This window comes from Dolichospermum sp. UHCC 0259 (assembly GCF_009711935.1).
GTDB lineage: Bacteria > Cyanobacteriota > Cyanobacteriia > Cyanobacteriales > Nostocaceae > Dolichospermum.
The window spans coordinates 1-3,189 of sequence record NZ_VIKX01000183.1 but is presented as its reverse complement, the minus strand read 5'-3'; the positions used below and the strand labels follow the sequence as shown (position 1 = coordinate 3,189).

The following is a 3,189-nucleotide window of genomic DNA, read 5'->3' as shown; positions in this document are numbered from 1 at the left end:
CATCCCAATCAGCTAAAATTTCGTTTGCCAAATTCCCCCACTTCCCCCACTTCCTCTACCCCTTTCCCTATTCCTTCGCAAAAGGGACAAGATATGGGTAAGATAAGTTAATTACTGTTTGGCAAACCCCTGGGAGTTAGTTCTATGTTGAGTTTAAAAATCGCTGTTTATATTGTCGTCGGCTTGTTTGTTAGCCTTTTCATATTCGGGTTCTTGTCTAATGACCCAGCCCGTAACCCTGGTCGTCGGGATTTAGAATAAATAGCCAGTAACTTAATGCTAGTGGCTGGAAGGTAGAAACAGGCTAAGATGTGATTTAACCTTCCGGCTATTTTTTGCTTTTTGGTCAGCTTGAAAATATGTTTCATCCAGTATTACCGCCTCAGCTACCTCCAAGTCTTGAATCTTTAAAACCTGTTGATGATAGTGCTTCTGCTGCTATTGTCAAGGTGAAAACTGATGAGCAAAAACTGATAATTGTTGGTAAAAATCAGGATGACAAGTATCAATTAAATACCAGTCCAGTCCAGGCAGATGTTGCTGAAAAGTCTTTTTCTCTGTTATCTCCACCGGAAAATTTAGAGCCCAAGTCTTTACCTAGCTATCCTGAACAATCAGTAGTTTTAGCAGAAACATCTATCCCCCAAAATCAGCCCAGTCATGTGAATTTACAGGAATCGGGGGGGAAATTTCGGCTGTCTGTTGGTGATAAAAAACCTGCTGCACCAGTACAAAATATTATTGAATTTAAGCTTCGCCAGCCCAAAAATCAAGAGTCAACACCTCCTAATGTAGAATTTCCGCCGTCACCCCAATTGCCGGCAGTAGAGAAGATTCCTGTGGGGAAAGGCAGAGTTGTGGAAGTAATTGCCGATCGCCAGGAGTATGATGAGCAAAGGCGAGTTGTAACTGCTGATGGTAATGTTGTTGTCAGATTTGATGGGGCAGTGATTGATGCCAATACCCTACAAATTAATTTAGATAATTTGATTGCGGTGGGGGAAGGTAATGTGGTGTTAACTAGAGGTAATCAGGTACTTCAAGGACAACGGTTTACCTATAATTTTATTCAAGATAATGGTGATTTAGAAAACGGCAAAGGTGAACTTTATATCCCCACAGCAGGTACAGATTTTGCTTTTTCACCGACTCTACCTACGGATATTACCGCAGGGGGTGTATCTAGCCAGCCTTTAAGTAATCGCGTTCGCGCTAATCAACCTGTAACGAGTGTGAACAGTTCAGGGGGGATAGAATTTGGTGCTAGTGGTCAATCAGATGCGCGAAATGTCCCTGTACCTCCGTCTGGGGGGATGGTGAAACGGTTCAGGTTTGAAGCTCAACGGATTGAATTTTATCCGCGAGGTTTTCAAGCGCAAGATGTAAGAATTACTAATGATCCTTTTTCACCACCGGAATTAGAATTAAGGGCAGATCAGGTGAATGTGACGCGGGAAGCGCCTTTGATAGATAAGATTACTACCCAGCGTCAAAGGTTGGTTTTTGATCAAAAAGTTGTTATCCGTCTGCCTGTTAATAGTCGGACAATAGATCGTCGTCCACGTAAAGTAAATCCTACTATTGTTGCTCCTGGTTTTGATACGGGTAAACGAGATGGTTTGTATGTAGAACGGGATTTTGAAGCGATTAATGTTAATCAAAAACGTTGGACTATTACGCCCCAATTTTTTGTGCAAAGGGCTTTTAAAGATAGCAGCAATGTGGCTAGTTTGTTTGGGGTGAAGACTAGGCTAAATACTGTTCTTAGTCCGAAAACTACTTTGGAAGGTGCGGGGGAGTTAACTAGTTTTGATTTTAATCAGGTAGAAAATAATTTGCGCGGAAGTTTGCGGTTACGCCAAAAGTTGGGTAATGTTAATCCTTATATATTGAGTTTGGAGTCTATTTACCGCGATCGCCTATATAATGGTAGTCTTGGGTATCAAACTGTACAAAGCAGTCTTGGTGGCATCATCAGTTCTCCAATTATTCCTTTAGGCAAAACCGGTATTAATCTTAGCTATCAAGGCGGCGCTCAATATATAGATGCAAATACTGACCGTCAAGATTTACTCTCATCAGGACGAAAAAACGATCGCATTTCTTTGGGTCGTTTACAAGGAACAGTGGCTTTGAGTAGTGGTATCAATTTGTGGCAAGGGAAACCATTAGCAGCCACAGCTAGTGAGGGATTAAAATATACACCTAATCCTGTCGTACCATATTTGCAGGCGATCGCAGGTGTCACCGCAACTACTAGCTATTATAGCAGCAGTGATAACCAAAGCACCTTAACTGGGACTATCGGCTTAGTAGGACAGATTGGCAACTTTTCTCGCCCTTACTTAGATTATACCGCCTTTAATCTCACCTACTCCCAAGGAACTAACAGCGGTTTATCACCCTTTCTTTTTGATCGTTCAGTAGATAACAGAGTCCTGAATGCAGGTATTTCTCAGCAAATCTATGGACCACTTAGGTTAGGTTTGCAAACATCCATTAATCTAGATACGGGTAAAGATACTAGCACTGATTATATAGTTGAATACAGCCGTCGCACCTATGGTATTACCCTACGTTATAATCCGGTGCTAGAATTAGGCGGCTTCAGTATTCGCATTAGTGACTTTAATTGGACAGGTGGCACAGATCCATTTTCTAGTGAAGAAGTTAAACCCGTTGTTGGTGGTGTAATCCGTCGAGATAATTAGGAGAAGGAGTCAGGAGTCAGGAGTCAGGAGTCAGGAGTCAGGAGGAAGAAGGAGGTAGGGGCGCAGGGCCTGCGCCCAAATACCCAAAAACTCACTTCAAAGCTAGACACCAAGGCAATTTTACTCCTGACTCCCGCTATATAGTGGCAACGTAATTGTAAATGTAGTACCAACATTGATTTCACTGACCATATTAATTTGTCCATTGTGGGCATCAACGCATTTTTTCACAATTACTAAACCTAGTCCATTACCTTGAATTGATTCCACATTTGAAGCCCGATAAAAGGAATCAAAAATCTTGTTTTGGTCAGATTCAGGAATCCCAATTCCTTGATCTTGAATCGTAAAAGTTGCTAAATTAGCTATATAATCACAATTAAGTTCAAACCGAATACTACTATTAATTGGTGAATATTTAATGTAACTGTTCACACTCCCCCACTAAAAAGGAATTAGGAAGTAACAGGGATAGGAG

The 3,189-nt window shown here is 41.5% G+C and carries 3 protein-coding genes; 2 read left to right on the top strand and 1 reads right to left on the bottom strand.

From position 1 onward, the window contains the following. Positions 1–144: 144 nt before the first annotated feature. Together FJR05_RS14300 and FJR05_RS14295 are read left to right on the top strand one after the other, a co-directional pair. On the top strand, positions 145–261 hold the full coding sequence (locus FJR05_RS14300; protein WP_168644719.1) for a photosystem II reaction center protein I: 117 nt from the start codon (positions 145–147) through the stop codon (positions 259–261). Between the two features lie 98 nt (positions 262–359). Next, positions 360–2,711 (top strand): DUF3769 domain-containing protein, encoded by a 2,352-nt coding sequence (locus FJR05_RS14295; protein WP_168644718.1) that lies wholly within the window; start codon positions 360–362, stop codon positions 2,709–2,711. Between the two features lie 120 nt (positions 2,712–2,831). Here FJR05_RS14295 and FJR05_RS14290 read toward each other — a convergent pair whose 3' ends face one another. After that, positions 2,832–3,146, bottom strand: coding sequence for a sensor histidine kinase (locus FJR05_RS14290; protein ID WP_168644717.1), 315 nt, complete (start codon positions 3,144–3,146; stop codon positions 2,832–2,834). Between the last annotated feature and the right edge of the window lie 43 nt (positions 3,147–3,189).

Excerpts from the sequence above, each read along its gene's own strand:
- FJR05_RS14295 (WP_168644718.1), top strand. The coding sequence starts at position 360 with ATGTTTCATCCAGTATTACCGCCTCAGCTACCTCCAAGTCTTGAATCT.
- FJR05_RS14300 (WP_168644719.1), top strand. The coding sequence starts at position 145 with ATGTTGAGTTTAAAAATCGCTGTTTATATTGTCGTCGGCTTGTTTGTT.